The organism is Halomonas sp. PAMB 3264, from assembly GCF_031954245.1.
Taxonomy (GTDB): domain Bacteria; phylum Pseudomonadota; class Gammaproteobacteria; order Pseudomonadales; family Halomonadaceae; genus Vreelandella.
In genome coordinates this window covers 1,911,222-1,927,989 of the sequence record NZ_CP134866.1, presented here as the reverse complement: position 1 = coordinate 1,927,989, position 16,768 = coordinate 1,911,222, and the positions used below count along the sequence as shown (strand labels likewise).

The 16,768-nt window shown below is 62.0% G+C and carries 15 protein-coding genes, 1 tRNA gene and 1 other RNA gene; 7 read left to right on the top strand and 10 right to left on the bottom strand.

Features of this window, described 5'->3' with window-relative positions; all coding sequences use genetic code 11:
- Positions 1-73 precede the first annotated feature (73 nt).
- The 4 genes from RN347_RS08685 to betI all read right to left on the bottom strand — a co-directional run bounded on the left by RN347_RS08685 (position 74) and on the right by betI (position 6,656).
- Positions 74-2,563 (bottom strand): acyl-CoA dehydrogenase, encoded by a 2,490-nt coding sequence (locus RN347_RS08685; RefSeq protein ID WP_311957910.1) that lies wholly within the window; start codon positions 2,561-2,563, stop codon positions 74-76.
- A 263-nt stretch (positions 2,564-2,826) separates the two neighbouring features.
- Positions 2,827-4,509: a choline dehydrogenase gene (gene betA / locus RN347_RS08680; protein WP_311957909.1), complete on the bottom strand. Its 1,683-nt coding sequence runs from the start codon at positions 4,507-4,509 to the stop codon at positions 2,827-2,829.
- 56 nt (positions 4,510-4,565) lie between these two features.
- Positions 4,566-6,035, bottom strand: coding sequence for a betaine-aldehyde dehydrogenase (betB, locus tag RN347_RS08675; protein WP_311957908.1), 1,470 nt, complete (start codon positions 6,033-6,035; stop codon positions 4,566-4,568).
- A 36-nt stretch (positions 6,036-6,071) separates the two neighbouring features.
- Positions 6,072-6,656: a transcriptional regulator BetI gene (gene betI, locus RN347_RS08670; protein WP_311957907.1), complete on the bottom strand. Its 585-nt coding sequence runs from the start codon at positions 6,654-6,656 to the stop codon at positions 6,072-6,074.
- Positions 6,657-6,849: 193 nt separating this feature from the next.
- Here betI and RN347_RS08665 point away from each other — a divergent pair, with 193 nt between their 5' ends.
- From RN347_RS08665 to RN347_RS08640, 6 genes are all read left to right on the top strand, one after another.
- A complete protein-coding gene (locus RN347_RS08665) occupies positions 6,850-7,782 on the top strand; it encodes a choline ABC transporter substrate-binding protein (RefSeq protein WP_409335759.1) in 933 nt (310 codons plus the stop codon).
- Between the two features lie 117 nt (positions 7,783-7,899).
- Positions 7,900-7,976, top strand: a tRNA-Met gene (locus tag RN347_RS08660).
- A 52-nt stretch (positions 7,977-8,028) separates the two neighbouring features.
- Positions 8,029-8,125: signal recognition particle sRNA small type (gene ffs, locus RN347_RS08655), an RNA gene on the top strand.
- Positions 8,126-8,245: 120 nt separating this feature from the next.
- Positions 8,246-9,007 carry a DUF3750 domain-containing protein gene (locus RN347_RS08650; RefSeq protein WP_311957906.1) on the top strand — a complete coding sequence of 254 codons (762 nt, stop codon included), beginning with the start codon at positions 8,246-8,248 and terminating at the stop codon, positions 9,005-9,007.
- A 73-nt stretch (positions 9,008-9,080) separates the two neighbouring features.
- Complete coding sequence (locus tag RN347_RS08645; protein ID WP_263587187.1) at positions 9,081-9,479, top strand: antitoxin Xre-like helix-turn-helix domain-containing protein; 399 nt, start codon at positions 9,081-9,083, stop codon at positions 9,477-9,479.
- On the top strand, positions 9,473-10,174 hold the full coding sequence (locus tag RN347_RS08640) for an RES family NAD+ phosphorylase (protein WP_311957905.1): 702 nt from the start codon (positions 9,473-9,475) through the stop codon (positions 10,172-10,174). Before RN347_RS08645 ends, RN347_RS08640 begins: the two co-directional genes overlap by 7 nt.
- A gap of 13 nt (positions 10,175-10,187) precedes the next feature.
- Here RN347_RS08640 and mntR read toward each other — a convergent pair whose 3' ends face one another.
- The 5 genes from mntR to RN347_RS08615 all read right to left on the bottom strand — a co-directional run bounded on the left by mntR (position 10,188) and on the right by RN347_RS08615 (position 14,246).
- Positions 10,188-10,664, bottom strand: coding sequence for a manganese-binding transcriptional regulator MntR (mntR, locus tag RN347_RS08635; RefSeq protein WP_263587189.1), 477 nt, complete (start codon positions 10,662-10,664; stop codon positions 10,188-10,190).
- A gap of 211 nt (positions 10,665-10,875) precedes the next feature.
- On the bottom strand, positions 10,876-11,214 hold the full coding sequence (locus RN347_RS08630) for a P-II family nitrogen regulator (protein WP_311957904.1): 339 nt from the start codon (positions 11,212-11,214) through the stop codon (positions 10,876-10,878).
- Positions 11,215-11,237: 23 nt separating this feature from the next.
- Positions 11,238-12,011, bottom strand: a complete 774-nt coding sequence (locus tag RN347_RS08625) for a DUF1538 domain-containing protein (RefSeq protein WP_311957903.1) — start codon at positions 12,009-12,011, stop codon at positions 11,238-11,240.
- Positions 12,008-12,769, bottom strand: coding sequence for a DUF1538 domain-containing protein (locus tag RN347_RS08620; protein WP_311957902.1), 762 nt, complete (start codon positions 12,767-12,769; stop codon positions 12,008-12,010). The genes RN347_RS08625 and RN347_RS08620 overlap by 4 nt, the downstream gene beginning before the upstream one ends.
- Positions 12,770-12,851: 82 nt before the next feature.
- Positions 12,852-14,246, bottom strand: coding sequence for a GntP family permease (locus RN347_RS08615; RefSeq protein WP_311957901.1), 1,395 nt, complete (start codon positions 14,244-14,246; stop codon positions 12,852-12,854).
- Positions 14,247-14,461: 215 nt separating this feature from the next.
- Here RN347_RS08615 and RN347_RS08610 point away from each other — a divergent pair, with 215 nt between their 5' ends.
- Complete coding sequence (locus tag RN347_RS08610; RefSeq protein WP_263587194.1) at positions 14,462-15,808, top strand: Na+/H+ antiporter family protein; 1,347 nt, start codon at positions 14,462-14,464, stop codon at positions 15,806-15,808.
- Positions 15,809-15,880: 72 nt separating this feature from the next.
- Here the strand turns inward: RN347_RS08610 and RN347_RS08605 are convergent, their stop codons facing one another.
- Positions 15,881-16,618 (bottom strand): RNA methyltransferase, encoded by a 738-nt coding sequence (locus RN347_RS08605; protein WP_311957900.1) that lies wholly within the window; start codon positions 16,616-16,618, stop codon positions 15,881-15,883.
- Positions 16,619-16,768: the final 150 nt, after the last annotated feature.

Here is a 16,768-nt window from a genome sequence, read left to right as displayed (position 1 = left end):
GACCGGTGAATTTCAGGTGGCAGACATAAAAAAAGCCGGCCCAGGGCCGGCTAGAGATTCGATAAAAGAGGTGTTACTTGACGCTCTCCTCGGCATTGACCGGCGGTGCCTTGGGCGCCGCGGGATTGTGATCGATCAGGGTGGACTTGTCGGTGGCGAACTCGTTATAGGCGAAATCGTCCACGGTGAGCATCTCCAGCACCTCTTTCTCGAAAGTGCGCATGAATTCGGCGTCTTCCTGACTGACGATACCCGCTTCCAGACCCGCTTCGACCCGGGCTTCCGGATGCAGCGCGGTTTGCGCGATCTCGCCCTTGGCGTAGGCCTTGTTGACCGTGCGGTAGATCTTCTCGGCGCGCTCGTACTCCACCAGCAGTGCGTTGTAACGCGCCAGGGGGTTGCGCTGTTCGCCGTCGTCCTGGTCCCAGGTATTGCGCAGCAGCTTGGTGCGCAGTGCGCTGTGGGTGGATACACGATGGGCGATATCGCGGGCGAGATCGTCGTGCGGCTTGTTCCAGCGACGGCCCAACGGCATCACTACAGCGTTGAGCACCTTGCCCAGCGCGCGGTTGGGCAGGTTGTCGAAAATTTCGACAAAGGCCTGCTCGGCGCGGTGCAGCAGGAAGCGGCAGCTATAGTGCAGCAGTGCCTCTTCACCCTCGACCTTGTCGCCGGCCTGCCACTGCTTGAGTACCATGGAGGCGAGATACAGATTGGAGAGCACGTCGCCCAGGCGCGCCGAAATCATCTCGCGCTTTTTGAGCGCCGACCCCAGGCTTGCCATGGCAGCGTCGGCGCACAGGCCAAAGCCTGCGGACAGGCGTGCGATGTCCTGGGCATAGGCGGCGGCGGGAGCATCGAACGGCACCGAAGGCTTGCCAATGCCGATTCCCAGCGTCAGCGCGCGCGCGGCGTTGCCGAAGATCAGCCCGGCGTGCTTGAAGAACGCCGTGTCGAAAGCCTTGACGTCGTTTGCGTCCTTGGCGGCGAGTTCATCGAGTACGTAGGGATGGCAGCGAATCGCGCCCTGACCAAAGATCATCAGGTTACGCGTCATGATGTTGGCGCCTTCCACGGTGATCGCCACCGGGTTGGCGCTGTAGCCGATCCCCAGATAGTTACGCGGGCCGAGCGTGACCGCTTTACCGCCGTGCACGTCCATGGCGTGGCTTAGAATTTCACGCTGGAACTCGGTGAGCTGGCTTTTCAGAATCGCCGAGGGCACCGCAGGCTTTTCGCCGTGGTCGATCAGGTTAGCGGTTTGATACACCGTGGCCTGGGCGATGTAGCCAAGCGAAGCCATTTTGGCTAGCGGCTCTTGCACGCCTTCCATTTCCGCAACAGGAACGTTGAACTGACGACGGACGCGCGTGAAACCGCCGCTCCAGCCCAGCGCGTAGCGTGCGGTGCCGGTAGCGCCCGAGGGCAGGGTGATGCAGCGTCCGATAGACAGGCACTCGACCAGCATGCGCCAGCCCTGGCCGATCATGTCCTGGCCGCCGATGATGGTATCCAGCGGCACGAACACGTCCACGCCCTTGATCGGGCCGTTCATGAAGGGGCTGCCGATCGGGTGGTGACGCCGGCCGATCTCCATGCCCTCGGTGTCGCGGGGAATGAGTGCCAGCGTGATGCCGCGATCTTCTTCGTCACCGAGAAGTTTTTCCGGATCGAACAGGCGAAACGCCAAGCCTACTACGGTGGCGATCGGTGCCAGGGTAATCCAGCGCTTCTCGAATGTCAGCTTGATGCCCAGTACTTCCTTGCCGTCGACGGTCTGCTTGCACACCACGCCGGTGTCCGGCAGTGAGGTGGCATCCGACCCCGCCCGAGGGCCGGTCAGGCCAAAGCAGGGGATTTCACGGCCGTCGGCCAAGCGCGGCAGGTAATGATTCTTCTGCTCTTCGGTGCCGTACTTCATCAAAAGCTCACCCGGGCCGAGCGAGTTGGGCACGCCCACGGTGACCATCAGGGTTTCATTGGCGGAGAGCTTTTGCAGCGCCATGGACTGCGCCTTGGCGGAAAAACCAAGACCGCCGTACTCCTTGGGAATGATCATCCCGAAAAAGCGTTCTTTCTTCAGGAAGTCCCAAAGCTGCTGAGGCAGGTCGGCGCGCTCGATGGAAATGTCCCAGGCGTTACACATGCCGGCAGCGGTGGCGCACTGGTTATCCAGAAACGCCTGTTCGTCCTCGCGCAGGCCCTCGTCCTTATAGCTTAGAAGGGCGTTCCAGTCCGGCTTGCCGGAAAAGAGCTGGCCGTCCCAGGACACGCTGCCGGCCTCGAGCGCGGTACGCTCGGTGTCGGACACTTTCGGTGCCACCTTTTTGAACATGCCGAAAACGCGTGGCGTGAGCCACAGCCTTCTCAGCGCCGGCAAACCCGCTGCCGCCACGCCAAGCGCTACCAGCAGAAGAAGAAAGCCGATGACCGGGGCGTCGAACACCAGCCCGATTAGGCCAAGCACGGCCAACACCCCGACGGCCGGCGCCGCGCCGGCCTCCCGGCGCATCACGACGAGCAGGCCCACGATGGCCAGCACGATCAGCAGTAGCGTGAGCATAGAATCTCTCCATATCGTTTATAAGGATTATTCAAACGTGGTTGGGGGTACGTATTTAAACGGATGTTTGAATAGTGGCAGACTCGCGCTATCCCGCGCAAGTACTTCACCCTGGCGTCGAGTATCGCTCTCAGTATAGTGGTTGATGCGCCGTATGAACTCTTCGAGCCTGACGCGATACGCAAAATATGCGTCAAGCGATAAAACGAAAAAACGCCGCGGGCCGCCGCGGCGTGCAAGACGTGGTCAGGCGGTCGTTTGAGCTATCGCTTGGGCGCTTTTCGCGCCGGCGCACTGCCGGCCACGTAGTAGTCGACCTGCTCGCGCGGCAGCGGCGCTCGATTGCGGATATGGTCGGCGATTTTTTCCGCCAGCATCAGCGTCGGCGCATTCAGGTTGCCGGTGGGAATCAGTGGAAAGAGCGAAGCGTCGACGACTCTAAGCGCCTCGAGCCCGTGAACGCGGCCCTGGCCGTCGGTGACGGCATCAGGGCCTTCACCCATTTTGCAGCTGCCGCAGGGGTGGTAGGCGGTTTCCGCATGTTTGCGCACGAAGGCATCCAGCGCCTCGTCGCTTTGCACCTCTGGGCCCGGTGCGACTTCGCGGCCGCGGTAGGCATCGAAGGCCGGCTGGTCGATGATCTCACGGGTCAGACGAATGGCGTCGCGAAACTCCTCCCAATCCTTCTCCGTCGCCATGTAGTTGAACAAAATGCTGGGCGCCGCGCTCGGGTCTTTCGAGCGCAGGCGCACGCGCCCACGGCTTTCCGAGCGCATCGAGCCGACGTGGGCCTGAAAGCCGTGCGCCTGCACGGCGCTTTTGCCGTTATAGCTGATGGCGATGGGCAAAAAGTGGTACTGAAGGTTTGGCCAGAGCTCGTCGTCGTTCGAGCGAATGAAGCCGCAGGCTTCGAACTGGTTGCTCGCGCCGATGCCAGTGCCCTTGAACAGCCACTCGGCGCCAATTTTGGGTTGGTTGTACCACTTCAGCGCCGGGTAGAGTGAGATCGGCTGCTTGCACTCGTACTGAATGTACATCTCCAGGTGATCCTGCAGGTTTTCACCCACGCCGCAAAGCGCGTGAACGACCTCGATGCCAAGCGCTTTCAAATGCTCCGGCTCGCCCACGCCGGAGCGCTGCAGAATCTGCGGCGAGGCGATCGCGCCGGCGCACAAAAGCACTTCGCGTTTGGCGCGCACCCGGTGCGTCTGCCCCTTGCGATGGTAGCGAACCCCTACCGCGCGCTTGCCCTCGAACTCGATGGCATCGGTGAGCGCGTGGGTTTCGATGCGCAGATTGCCGCGCTTTTTTGCAGCATCCAGGTAGCCCCGAGCGCTGGAGGCACGCCGCCCCTTGGGCGTGACGAAACGGTCCATCGGGCCAAAGCCCTCCTGGCGGTAGCCGTTGACATCATCGGTCTCGGCGTACCCCGCTTGTTTGGCGGCCTCGATGAAGATGCGATAGAGCGGGTTGTTGTCACTTTTTGGCGTGGTGACGCTGACCGGGCCGTTACCGCCGTGGTAGGCATTTTCGCCAATGTCGCGGGTTTCGCACTTTTTGAAGTAGGGCAGACAGCTTGCGTAGTCCCACGCTTCCAGGCCCGGCTGTTTCGCCCAGTGGTCGTAATCCAGGGCGTTACCGCGGATGTAACACATGCCGTTGATCAGCGACGAGCCGCCCAAACCCTTGCCCCGGCCGCACTCCATGCGCCGGTGGTTCATCCAGGGTTCCGGCTCGGTCTCGAAGGCCCAGTTATAGCGCTTGCCCTGTAGCGGAAAGGCGAGCGCCGCCGGCATCTGGGTGCGAAAGTCGAACCGATAGTCTGGCCCGCCGGCTTCGAGCAGCAGCACGCTCGTATCCGCGTCTTCGCTCAGCCGCGCGGCCAGCACGTTACCCGCTGAGCCGGCGCCGATGATGATGTAGTCAAACTCGCCTTGCCAGGCCATGAACACCTCCCACAATCGAACTCGTGATACTCGCGTAGCGCTTGCCGCTCGAAACGCTAGAAGACCGAGGCAAACGGCCCCATTTCGATCTGCACCGATTTGATCTGGGTGTAGTGATAGAGCGTCTCGACACCGTTTTCGCGGCCGATGCCGGAGGCTTTATAGCCGCCCACCGGCATTTCGGCGGGGGAGTCGCCCCAGGTGTTGATCCAGCAGATTCCTGCCTGGAGTTTATGAATGACGCGATGCGCGCGGTTGAGCGACTCACTAAACACGCCCGCCGCCAGACCAAAATCAGTGTCGTTGGCGCGACGTATCACCTCGGCCTCGTCATCGAAGGCGAGCACCGACATCACTGGTCCGAAAATCTCTTCACGTACGATGCGCATATCATCCGTGCAGTCGGTGAACACGGTGGGCGCCGCCCAGGCGCCCCTTGCGTACTCGTCCTTTATCCATTCATCGCCGCCGACAAGCACGCGCGCGCCTTCCTGCTTGCCCAGTGCGATGTAGGAGAGCACCTTCGCCTGATGCTCGAAGCTTACCAGCGGGCCGAAATTCACTGCCGGGTCCAGCGGGTCGCCCGCCTTGATATGCCGAACGCGCTCGACGAGCTTGGCCTCGAACGCTTCCTTGACGCTCGCCTCGACGAAGACCCGCGTGCCGTTGGTGCAGACCTGACCGCTGGAGTAGAAATTGGCCATCATGGCGGCATCGGCGGCGCGCTCGAGATCCGCGTCGGCGAAGACGATCAGCGGCGACTTCCCGCCAAGCTCCATGGTGACTTCCTTGAGCGTGGAGCCCCCGGCGGCGGCCATCACCCGTTTGCCGGTACCCACCTCGCCGGTGAACGACACCTTCGCGATGCCCGGATGCTCGGTGAGCATCGCGCCGACCTGGCCGTCGCCCTGCACCACGTTGAATACGCCGTTGGGCAGACCGGCCTCGGTGAAAATCTCGGCGAGCTTCAACGCTGAGAGCGGGGTGACCTCGCTTGGCTTGAACACCACCGAATTACCCGCGGCGAGCGCCGGCGCCGCTTTCCAGCAGGCGATCTGGATCGGGTAGTTCCAGGCGCCAATCGCGCCGATCACCCCAAGCGGCTCGCGCCGGGTATAGACAAAAGAGTCCTCGCGCAGCGGAATCTGGCTGCCTTCCAGCGCCGGCGCCAGGCCGGCGAAGTATTCGAGCGCATCGGCACCGGTGGCGATGTCCACGCTCGCGGTTTCGCTGATCGGCTTGCCGGTGTTTTGGGTCTCGAGCCTTGCAAGTTCGTCGTTGCGCTCGCGCAAAAGCGTCACGGCCTTGAGCAGCACGCGCGAGCGCTCCATGCCCGTCATGGCGGCCCACACGCGCTGACCCTGGCTTGCCGCCTCGACGGCGCGGTCAACGTCCTGCTGGCTTGCCTGCCCCACGCGCGCAAGTGTTGCGCCATCGAAAGGATTAACGACGTCGAACGTCTCGCCAGAGGTGGCAGCGACCGTGCGGCCGTCGATGTAAAGCGGCTCGATGTGTTGAGTATCCATACAAGACTCCTTTAAAGCGTGTCGTCAGTCAGCGGGCTAAGCGGTCAGTAGCCGGTCCAGGTGCGCAAGCGCCAAATCGCGGGCGGCATCGGCGTCGAGCCCTTCTCGAGCGAGGGCGCCGCGAAGCCAGAGCCCGTCGATCAACGCGGCCAGGTCTTTTGCCGCGTTTTTCGCCTGCTCGCGCGGCATCGCCTTGCAAAACTGGTAGCAAAGGTTGGTGTAAAGGCGGCGGTCGTTGATGGTTTGCAGCCGCGCCAGCGCCGGGCGGTGCATGCTGCTGGCCCAGAACGCCAGCCAGGTCTTGGCCGCCGGGCCGCTGATCTGGGAACGATCGAAGTTGCCTTCGATGATGGCACCGATCTGCGCGCGAGCGCCTTGCTCATTCAGTGCGCGGCGTCGACGGGCGACCGCCTGACTCAAATCGGTCAGGATTTGGCGCATGGTGGCCTCCAAAAGCCCATCCTTGCCGCCGAAATAGTGGCTGATGATGCCTGAAGAGACGCCGGCGTGGCGGGCGATACGCACGATGGTGACCTCGCCAAGCCCCACTTCGTCGATGGCGGCCATGGTGGCCGCGATCAGCTGCTGACGGCGAATGGGCTCCATTCCCACTTTGGGCACGATGACCTCCCTGAATCGTTGGATACCGTTTGGTTTAAAGGGCAAGGCGCTCACGGCTCGATTTGAAATTCCGCACCTATCGTGATGTTCTTATAGCGTGGCATTTTTTAATTGAGCGTTCAATCAATAAAACCGCGTTCACTTGACCGCGCTATAGCGGCTAAGCTAGGTCGACACCCACAGGAGATAGATGATGAGCAATACGAAAAAGGCACGCTTAGGCGCACTGGCGGTCATGACCGCGCTGCCCGCAACGGCGATGGCCGATGAATGCAGCACCGTGCGCTTTGCCGAGGTTGGCTGGACCGACATTACCGCCACGACCGCCATGGCCAGCGAAGTGCTCGAGGCGCTGGGTTACGAGCCCCGCGTGGACACGGTATCGGTGCCGATCGCCTACGCTGGCCTACGCAACAACGACTTCGACGTATTTTTGGGCAATTGGATGCCGTCGATGGCCTCCATCAGCGACCCGTACGTGGAAGACGGCGACGTGGTGCGCCTTACCGAAAACCTGGAAGGGGCGAAGTACACCCTGGCGGTGCCGCAGTACGTGTATGACGCCGGCGTAACGTCGGTTGAGGATCTGGCCGAGCACGCCGACGAGTTCGATCGTCGTATCCACGGCATCGAAGCGGGTAACGATGGCAACGAGCTGATCGAGCAGATGATCAGTGACGACGCCTATGGGCTGGGCGATTGGCAGGTGATCGATTCGAGCGAGGCGGGCATGCTCTCGGAACTTAGAACCCGCGTGCCCAACGAGGAGTGGATGGTGTTTCTCGGCTGGGAGCCGCACCCCATGAACACCAACTTCGAGATGGCCTATCTTTCGGATGCCGACGACTACTTCGGCCCCAATCTGGGCGGGGCGACGGTGTACACCAACACCCGCGCCGGCTTCGTCGAGCAGTGCCCGAACGTCGGCCAGCTGCTCGAGAACATGAGCTTCACCCTCGAGATGGAAAACGAGCTGATGGCATCCATCATGGATGACGGCGTCGCCGCCCGTGACGCCGCCAACGCCTATCTGAAAGAGCACGATGACCTGCTGGCCGAGTGGCTCGACGGCGTGACCACGATTGACGGTGACGAAGGGTTACCCGCAGTACGTGAGGCGCTTTGACCGCAGCGCTTTCACCAAAGCCCGTTGAGTTTTAACCACTTGGCGAAAAAGGCAGGCCATTTTGGCTTGCCTTTTGCGTTTAAAGTGGGCATACTCTGCACCCGCTGATGAGGCAAAGGCTACGTAGCTCAGCTGGTTAGAGCACATCACTCATAATGATGGGGTCCCCTGTTCAAATCAGGGCGTAGCCACCACATCACGCGCGATACAGCCAGTTTTAAAAGGTCTGTATCACTATGGTGGCCCCTTAGGTCCTCCCGCAACGCGAAACTGCAAACCCCGCCAGGCCCGGAAGGGAGCAACGGTAGTGGTGGATGCGTGTGCCGGGATGTGGCTTTTGGGGCCGCCTCCAGTTTTACCCCTTCCTTTTCGTATTGATCTCTTTTTGACTCCTTTCATTCGTTGAACCACTCGTTGCGCGCATTCGATACGATGCCGTCGATACGGTGATTCAAGGATCGTCATGAAAACGCTTTTCCTGTGGCTTTTAACCTGCGTGCTGATGCTGGCGTTGCTATTGGCCGGCCCGGCGTGGCTACTCTTGACCGACCGCGTCGAAAGTGGCGGTCATTGGTCCAGCGCCAACCGTGACTCCGCCGGGCTGGCGCCGCTGCCCGAGGCGTACGCGCCGGCGGTGGTGCAGGTGTACGCCGCGCGGGCGTTTAGCTGGCGCGGGGCGTTTGGCGTGCATATCTGGATTGCGACCAAGGCCGAGGGCGCGCCGAACTACCGGCTGCATCAGGTGCTGAGCTGGCGCCGACCCACGGTGGTATCGGCCAGCGATACGCCGGATCGGGCCTGGTTTGGCCAAGCCCCGACCCTGCTGGCTGATTATCGCGGCAGCCAAGCTGCTCGGTTGATTCCTCTTATAGAGGACGCCGCTACCCGCTACCCGCAAGTCAATCTTTATCGCGTCTGGCCGGGGCCCAACAGCAACAGTTTCATTGCCTGGATGGTGCGCCAAATCGACGGCCTCGACATGGCGCTGCCGGTAACGGCGGTGGGTAAGGATTATCTTTTCGGCAGTTGGTTCGCCGCCACGCCCAGCGGCACCGGCTATCAGTTTTCGCTCGGTGGTGTGTTTTGCGTGATGTTTGCCTGGGAGGAGGGCGTCGAGCTGAATCTGTTAGGGCTCAGCCTGGGAGTGGATGTACTGCGCCCGGCGCTAAAGCTTCCTGGCATTGGGCGGATCGGCATGACGCGTCCGGTCATTCGGCACGAATAAACCGTCTCGCTCCTTGTTTGCAGATACATTTTTATTCGATTAGTATTTACAGACAAGGTTTTGGAGAGTAGCGATGCAAACAGTCACCCGTCTTGAAGGTAACAAGGCCGCCGCTGCCGTCGGTTTGAAGACCGCGGTGCGCATTCTCGATAAATGGCAGGCCAGCAACGAGCAGGGCGAGGCGATTTTGCGCGTCTCACACTCGACCTACGCGCGCGCGCGGCGAGGTGACCTTGCAGAAATCAAGCTCGATAGCGACCAGCTCACCCGCGTAAGCTACCTGCTCAACATTCACGCCGCGCTGCGTACGCTGTTCGAGAATCCGGAGAACGTTTACGGGTTCGTTTCCATGGCCAATCATAATCCCTACTTCAACGGCCGAACGCCGCTCGAGGTGATCGGCGGCGGTGATTTCGCGGCGCTGTACGAGACCTTCAAGCGTCTCGATAGCCTGCGAGGCGCGCAGTGGTAGCGCCTAAAGAGCTTGCGCCGATTCCGTCGAACCGGGTGCTCGGCTATCGGCTGATCAATAGCAAGTTTCCGCCGATCGCGCTATTTGACGACGTGGCCGACCGCGACGAGTTCGAGGCGCTTTATCAGCTTCAGGCGTTGACCAACCCACGCCTGTGTAACGAGCTGGGCAATTTGGCGCTGCTGCCGCTGGAGGAAATTCCCTTTCACATTCGCGGCTGCTCCTACGCCGCGGCTGCGTTTACCCACGTCAATCCGGACGGTTCTCGCTTTAGTGACGGCAGTTTTGGTGTGCTCTATATCGCCGATACGTTGGACACCGCCATTGCCGAGGTCAGCCATCATCAAACGGCGTACTGGGAGCGGGTGCCGGCGCTGCATTTTGAACGCTTCGTATTTCGTGGGCTGCGCTGCACGTTCGATGAGAAGGCGTGTCGTGATGGCCTCGCGCTCGAGAACAGCCACACCATTTACGACCCGGATAGCTACACCGAGTCCCGCACGCTGGGCCACGCGCTTCGCCGCGCCGGTGAGCCGGGGCTTCGCTACCGCTCGGTACGCCGCGAAGGCGCGGTGTGCTGGGCACTGATGACCCCGCGTTGGGTGGAGGATGTCGTCCAGACCACGCATATCGAAATGGTCTGGAACGCGGGGCTGGCTCAGGTGAATCGACTCACGACCCTTGGCCCCCGCTGATACAAGGGGGAAGCTAACCGGCGTTGTCGTCGGTAAAGCGCTGCATGATGGCAAGCGTTTCGTCGCTGACGTGATGCTCCATGCCTTCGGCGTCGATGCGTGCGGTGCTGTCGGGCACGCCGAGTGCGCGCAGAAAATGGAGGACGACGTCGTGACGACCGCGGGACGTCTGGGCCATCTTCCTGCCTTCATCGGTTAGAAACAGCGAACGGTAGGGCTGGCTCGTGACCAGCCCCAGCTCGTTGAGCCGGCGAATCATTTTTGACACGGTTGCTTGGCTGACCGCCATGCGGTTGGCGATATCCGCGGCGCGCGCCTCGCCCCGGTGATCCAGCAAATCCCCGATGAGTTCGACGTAATCCTCGATCAGTTCGGTTTCATGAGCGTTGCGCACCGTTTCGTACTGGCGTGCGTGCTGCTCGACCGGCGGTAGCGCATCGTGGCTGTGGCCGCCCTTGAGCGAGCGGTGCGGCGTGGATTCATCACTCATTGGCAGGACTTACTGACGGTAGATGGAAAGTGTCGCGTGGCGCGCCTGAGTATCGACCCCGATGGGGGCGTAGGGCGAGCAATCGCCTCGGTGCTTTCGCAAAGCCGACCACGTTTGCGGGCATACTAGCACATCGGGGCGAAGAGCGGAGCAGGTAAGGCGTCTGTGATAATTTCTACTCGGGGTTCACCATGTTGGCTGGCGCGCCGACCTATTCGCGCTCGTTGAGCGACTGAATCTGGCTTTGTACGCCCAGCGCCTCTTCCACGTCGAGCTGAAAAGCGATGCCGGTCCCAGGCGTTTCGTCGAACTCGCCGGCGTCGGCGATTGAATCCAGCACAGCGCGGCTTTTTTGCGCATCGACCAGAAAAAGTAGCACGTCGCGCTGAGCGGTGATTTCGATGCCCAGAAAACCACGCACCTGGTGGCGACCTTCGCCGCGGGCGTTGTTGATCACGGTGGCGCCCGTGGCGCCAGCCTCGCGGGCGGCGTTCATGACTCGGTCGGTGAGTGCATCCTCCACCAGTGCCACGATCAGTTTGAAACGCATGCTTCTCTCCTTTCTACCTTGTGTTAGAGACGCTTGGCGCCATCGGCGCGCTTTCGTTTGGCGAGTAGCTGGCTTAGCCGTGCGTAGGCCATGACGCTCATGATCGGGAACAGGCAGGCCAGGGCGATCATGCCGAAACCGTCCGCCAGCGGGCTGCCCCCGGGAATGGCACCGGCGATGCCGAGCCCGAGCGCGGTGATGATCGGCACGGTGATGGTCGAGGTGGTCACGCCGCCGGAGTCGAACGCCAGCGGCACGATGGCCTTCGGCGCGCGCAGGGTCTGCAGAATCACCAACACGTAAGCGCCAATGATGAACCCGTGAAGCGGCCAGCCCATGACGATGCGCCAGACGCCCAAAGTGATGCCGACCGCCATGTCCAGCGCCACCGCAATGCGCAGCATCAAGGGATTGAGCGTGCCGCCGGAGATCTCACCCGCTTTCAGCGCCACTGCCATTAGCGCTGGCTCGGCAATGGTGGTGCTGGCGCCGATGGCAAAGGCGAACAGGTAGACCCAGTAGTAGTCGCTCCAGTGACGCGCCGCCCCGTCGGGCAGCGCAGGCAGAAATTGCGCATGAGTCAGCTGGTGCGCCATGAGCTCCCCCAGTGGGAACAGCGCGTTTTCGAGACCCACCAGAAACAGCGCCAGCCCAAGCCACACCATGGCGAAACCCAGCGCGATGTGCATAGGGCGCTTTAGCGGCTTTCGAATCACGCCGTACTGAAAGCCGAACACGATCAGTACGATCGGCGCGATGTCGCCAAGCGTTGCCCAGAGGCTCTGCCAGAGGTTCACAGCCCACCGCCTGTCAAGGCGCCAGGGCCCAGGATGCCGAAGGCGAGCACGAAAATAATCGGCATGATCGAGGCCAACGCAATCAGCCCGAAACCGTCGAGCATCGGATTGCGCCCCTTGATGCTGGAGGCCAGGCCCACGCCCAGTGCGGTGACCAGCGGTACGGTGATGGTCGAGGTCGTCACGCCACCGGAATCGAAGGCAATGCCGACCAGCTCCGTGGGGGCGAAGAGAGTGAGCACCAGCACCAGCACGTAGCCGCCGACGATCAGTGGCGGCAGCGGCCAGCCCTTGATGATGCGCATCACGCCGAGTACGACCGCGGCGCCCACGGAGAGCGCCACCACCATTCTGAGCGTCAGCGCAAACCGGGCCTGGCTGGTTTGCTCGATCAGCCCGCCGTCAAAAAGCACCTGACCAGCCCGCGCGGCAACCGCGATCAGCGCAGGCTCGGCCACCGTCGAGCCAAAGCCCAGTGCGAAGGCGAACAGCAGCAGCCAGAAAAGCGAGCCCTTGGTGACGAAGGCGTGGGCCAGGCGCTCGCCCAGTGGGAAAAGTCCGAGCTCGAGCCCCTTGATGAATAGCGTCAGCCCCAGCAGCACGCAGAGTATTCCAAAAGCGAGGTCGGCGAGTGCCAACGTATTCGGCAGCGGTTGGCGAATCACCACGAGCTGGAAAAAGCCCATCACCAGCACGATCGGCGTTAGATCGCGCAGGCTGTTCTTGAGCTGATGTAACATCGAGAGAGCGAAAAGCATGGGGTCACGTCCAGGGGGCGTCGGATCATGTTACCCAACGCCCCGGTCCGGTTCATGACCTGGGACAAGCTTTGTGGTGAACCTAAAAGCTTCCGAACAGCGTACCCAGCGTAATGACGCTAACGAGTGCCGCTATCGGCAGTACGATCGTGACCATGGCGACGTTGGCGTAGGATTGGCGGTGGGTGAGCCCGCAGATCGCCAATAGCGTAATCACCGCGCCGGAGTGGGGCAGCGTGTCCATACCGCCAGCGGCCAACGTTGCCACGCGGTGCATCAGTTCCGGGTCGATACCTGCCTGCTGCGCCATGGCGAGATACTCCTCGCCCAGGGTTTCAAGCGCAATCGATAGCCCGCCGGAGGAAGAGCCTGTAATACCGGCCAGCACGCTCATGGCAAGCGCCTCGGAAATCAGCGGATTCCCCGGGGAGACGTTGAGCACCGCGTCGCGAATCAGGGCGAAGCCCGCCAGACTTGCGATCACCGCGCCGTAGCCCACTTCCGAGGCAGTGTTGAAAATCGGCAAGAGCGAGCCGAGACACCCCTTGTTGATCGTCGCTTTCAAATCCGCCCAGTGGCGCCAGCGCGTCACCATCAGCCACGCCGAGGCGCTGAGTAGCGCAATCAAAATCGCCCACAGGCCGGCCTGGCTATCGGCAGAGACGTTATCGAAGGCGGCGTCGATGAAGCTCAAATCCAGCGCCGGGAACACGCCGTAAGTGAACAGCGCGTTGAGGCCGATCACCATGACCAGCGGAATCAGCGCAGGCGCCAGCGCCATGGTCGCCGCGGGAGCGTCGTCCGGCGTATCTTCGCGCTTCTTCTCGGTATGCGTGCCGTAGCCCTCGCCGTTGGCGCTGGCCTTGCGAACTCTGGATTGAAGATAGGTGATGCCCAGCCCCAGCATGATCACGCCGCCGATCACCCCAAGGCCTGGCGCGGCGAAGCTGTTGGTGCCGAAGTAGGGGATAGGGATGGCGTTCTGGATCGCCGGCGTGCCGGGCAGCGCAGTCATGGTAAAGGTGAACGAGCCCAGCGCAATGGACGCTGGAATCAGGCGCTTGGGCACGTTCGCTTCACGAAAGAGCTCTCGGCTGATCGGGTAGAGCGCAAACGCCACCACAAACAGCGACACCCCGCCATAGGTCAGCACCGCGCAGGCCATGACCACGGTGAGCACGACATGGCGCGTGCCGAGGCGCTTGACGATGCCGGTCGAGATGGCGTGCGCCGCGCCGGAGTCCGCCATCAGCTGGCCAAACAGCGCCCCCAGAATGAACAGCGGAAAGAACTGGGTCACGTAGCCGCCGAGCGCGCTCATGAAGGTATCGGTATACACCGGTAGCAAAAAGGCGCCGTCGCCGGAGAGCAGCACCGCAAGCGATGCCATCAAAGGCGCCAGCAGCAGTACCGAAATCCCCCGGTAGGCCAGAAACATCAGTAAAACGAGAGAGACGATAATCGCCAGCATGCTCATGAGTCGTCAGGCCCTTGATGGTTTGAAAGATCGATAAGGGCAAAAGCGTAGAGGCGATGCTGCAAGGCAGCAATGGTGAGGCGACTAAAGTCGTAAGCAAGCAAACAGAGCCAAACGGGGATTAGCCTGCTAAAAAGCCGGCGCATCTGCTAAGATTCGCCACCTTCTGCTTGGATGCAAGCTTCAATCCGCTTTTCAAGGCTTTGGGTAATTCGATGAATGCAGTCATGATTGCAGTGCTCGTGATGGTGGCACTGTCGCTTTTGCGTGTCTCGGTGGTTTTCGCGCTGGTGGCCGGGGCGCTGGTAGGGGGACTGGTCGGCGGGCTATCGCTGGAGGAGACGCTTGGCGCGTTCAACGACGGCGTCGGCGGCGGCGCTCAGGTGGCGCTGGCTTATGCCACGCTCGGCGCGTTTGCCGTGGCGATCTCACGCTCCGGCCTTCCGGATATGCTGGCCAACCGCCTGATTCGGCTGCTGGGCCAGGAGGCCACGGCGGCGCACCAGAGCCGGGTCAAGTGGATCCTGCTTGGTGCCGTTCTATTGATGGCGATCTTCTCGCAAAACGCCATTCCCGTGCATATCGCCTTCATTCCCATTCTGATCCCGCCGCTGCTGGCGCTGATGAATCGCCTGAAGCTCGATCGTCGGGCGGTGGCCTGCGCGCTCACGTTTGGGCTGACCGCGCCCTATATGCTGCTGCCGGTGGGCTTTGGCGCGATCTTTCTCAACGATATTCTGCTGGCCAACCTCAACAGCGCCGGTGAGCCGTTGGGACTCGACATCACCCGCTCGATGGTGCCGATGGCGATGGCCATTCCGGTCGGCGGCATGGCCATCGGCCTTCTGGTCGCGCTGTTTGTGAGCTATCGCGGCGCGCGCGGCTACGCGGAAAAAGAGGTCGCGGCGAGCACCTCGCTCGTGTCTACCGCCCCGGCCACGCCTCATGCGTTGGGGCTTGTCATGTCCGGCGTGGCGATCGTGGCCGCCCTTGGGCTTCAGCTCTATACCGGCTCGATGATTCTGGGCGGGCTCGTGGGCATCGGCGTGCTGTCGATGGGCGGCATCTTCAAGTGGCGCGAGGCGGATGACCTCTTCACTAGCGGCATGCGCATGATGGCGCTGATCGGCTTTATCATGATCTCGGCGGCGGGCTTTGCCGAGGTGATGAAAGCAACCGGCCACATCGACACGCTGGTCAACGGCGCTTTCGAGATTTTCGGCGACAACCGGGGCCTGGCCGCGCTGACCATGCTGCTGGTGGGGCTCTTCATTACGCTGGGGATCGGCTCATCGTTTTCGACCATTCCGATCATCGCCGCCATTTTCGTGCCGCTGGCGGTGCAGTTCGGCTTTTCGCCCATGGCCACGGTCGTACTGGTGGGCACCGCCGCCGCGCTCGGCGATGCGGGCTCGCCGGCCTCGGACTCGACGCTTGGGCCGACTTCCGGGCTCAATGTCGACGGTCAGCACGATCATATCTGGGACAGCGTAGTGCCGACCTTTTTGCACTACAACCTGCCGCTGATCGCGTTTGGCTGGCTCGGCGCCATGTGGCTCTAACAGCCCTGCGCATACAACAAAAAAGGCAGCGTCGGCTGCCTTTTTTGTGCGTGGCGTATCGCTCTGCGCTGCCTAGCGCTCCTTTGGCAGGTGCACTTCGAACGCGCTCAACAGACCGCGCAGCAGAGACAGCTCCTTGCGGCTGGGCTCGGCGCGGGTAAAGAGCGTTTGAAGCTGCTCTTCGGTGCGGGCGTGGGGCTGGGTCAGAAAACCGCTTTCGCGCATTAGTCGCCCCAGGTGTACCTGGAAGTGGTCGAGCTGCTCGCGCGTGGGCGGTGTGGCCTCCACCGGGCGCTGGTAGGAAAAATCGCTTTGTGGGCGCCGGCGCCAGGCGCGGTGCACCTCATACGCCAGAATTTGAACCGCCTGGGAGAGGTTGAGAATACCGTACTCCGGGTTGGCGGGAATGCTCACCTGGTGGGTGCACTCGCGAATCTCGTCATTGGTCAGCCCCGAACGCTCGCGGCCGAACACCAGCGCCACCGGGGCGTGTTCGGCGTTCTCCACGGCGCTTTGGGCCATCTCGTCGGGCTCGTCGAAGTGCGGCAGCGGCAGGCTTCTCAGGCGGGCGCTGGCGCCAATCACCTGCACGCAATCCTGCACCGCTTCATTCAGGCTTGTGACTACGCGAGCGCTTTCGAGCACGTCCGTGGCGCCGGCGGCCAGGCGGGTCGCCTCCTCGCTTGGGAATTCACGCGGGTTGACGAGCACGAGATCAATCAGGCCCATGGTCTTCATTGCCCGCGCGGCGGCGCCAATGTTGCCGGGGTGGAAGGTATGAACGAGCACGATACGAATTCGGGAAAGCACGGCGAAAGACCTTGGCGTCTGGAAAAGCGCGCATGGTAGCACGCTTTAAAGCCCGGGCAGTACGCGTGCTGACAAGAGCTCAACGCAAAGAACCCCGCACGAGGCGGGGTTCTTTCAAGGCTAGCTGTAAAAGGCTAGCTCAAGGCGTTA